1 protein-coding gene is annotated in these 1,356 nt (G+C 69.2%); it reads left to right on the top strand.

The features are described 5' to 3' along the window. Positions 1–91 precede the first annotated feature (91 nt). Entirely contained in the window at positions 92–1,126 is a 1,035-nt protein-coding gene (locus tag ABZ818_RS42800) for an IS110 family transposase (RefSeq protein ID WP_361427756.1), read from the top strand. Positions 1,127–1,356: the final 230 nt, after the last annotated feature.

The following is a 1,356-nucleotide window of genomic DNA, read 5'->3' as shown; positions in this document are numbered from 1 at the left end:
TTGATGCGATGAAGGGGCGGGGCCTCCGCCCCCGTGGGTTCCCGGGTAGGTCCCAGGTGGCTCACATTCGTCACGGCGAAGGAGGCCCCTGGTGAGCGAGTACGACGGACACCAGTACGTCGGCATCGACCTGCATCGCAGGCGGTCGGTGATCGTGCGGCAGACAGCGGACGGCATGCAGCTGAGCGCGGTACGCATCCTCAACGACCCGGTCGCACTGGGCCTGCAGATCGAGAAGGCGGGCACCCGCCCCGACGTGGTGCTGGAGGCCACCTACGGCTGGTACTGGGCGGTCGACGCCCTGCAGGCCGCCGGGGCGGAGGTCCATATGGCCCACCCGCTGGGCGTGAAGGGCTTCGCCTACCGACGGGTGAAGAACGATATCCGCGACGCCGCAGACCTGGCCGACCTGCTGCGCATGGGGCGGCTGCCAGAGTCGTGGATCGCCCCGCCCGAGGTGCGGGAACTGCGGGAACTGGTGCGCTACCGCGCCAAACTCGTCGCGCTTCGCTCCGGACTCAAGGCCCAGGTCCACGCCGTGCTCGCGAAGGCCGGCATCCTCATCGCCGTCTCCGACCTGTTCGGCGTCGAGGGCCGCAGCCGGCTGGAGCAGACGCCCCTGTCTGGCCCCTACGCCCAGCGAGTGACGTCCCTGCTGCACCTGATTGACATCCTCGACACCGAGGAGGCCGTCTTCAACCAGCGCATCGCCGACCGGCTGCGCGGGCACCCCGGCTGCGGGGCCATTCGGTGGCTGCCCGGCATCGGCCCGGTGCTGGCCGCGGTGTTCGTTGCGGAGATCGGCGATGTCCACCGGTTTACCTCCGCTGAGAAACTGTGCTCCTGGGCCGGGCTGACTCCGCGTCACTACGAGTCCGACACCCTCGTACGGCGCGGGCACGTCACCAAGCAGGGCAGCAAACTGGTCCGCTGGGCCGCCGTGGAAGCGATCCAGCGCAAGGCCACCCCCAAGATCGCCGAAGACCGGGCCCGGATCGAGGCCCGCCGCGGCAAGAACATCGCCAAAATCGCCGCGGCCCGCAAACTGCTCACCCTCGTCTACTACGGCCTGCGTGACGGGCACATCCGCGCGCTGGCCCGATCCCTGGCCGAGCAGCCGGGATGAGCAGCCCGGACGCGGCAGGCGCGAGGCCGGGCAATTGTCTGACCCCCACACGGCGCGGTCGTGGATTTGATTGACCCCGCCTGCCGCACGTCGTAGAGCTCCATGCGGCCACACGCCGCGAAGGAATGACCGGCAGCCGAGCAACGGCCCTGCCCTCCCACATGATCAGCCGGAGATGAACGACACCCACAACCGCATGCCATCCTGCCAGCCCGCTGTCAACGCTTATC

This window comes from Streptomyces sp. NPDC047453 (assembly GCF_040643155.1).
Taxonomy (GTDB): domain Bacteria; phylum Actinomycetota; class Actinomycetes; order Streptomycetales; family Streptomycetaceae; genus Streptomyces.
The sequence above is the reverse complement of the archived record's forward strand: the minus strand, read 5'-3'. Positions and strand labels throughout refer to the sequence as shown.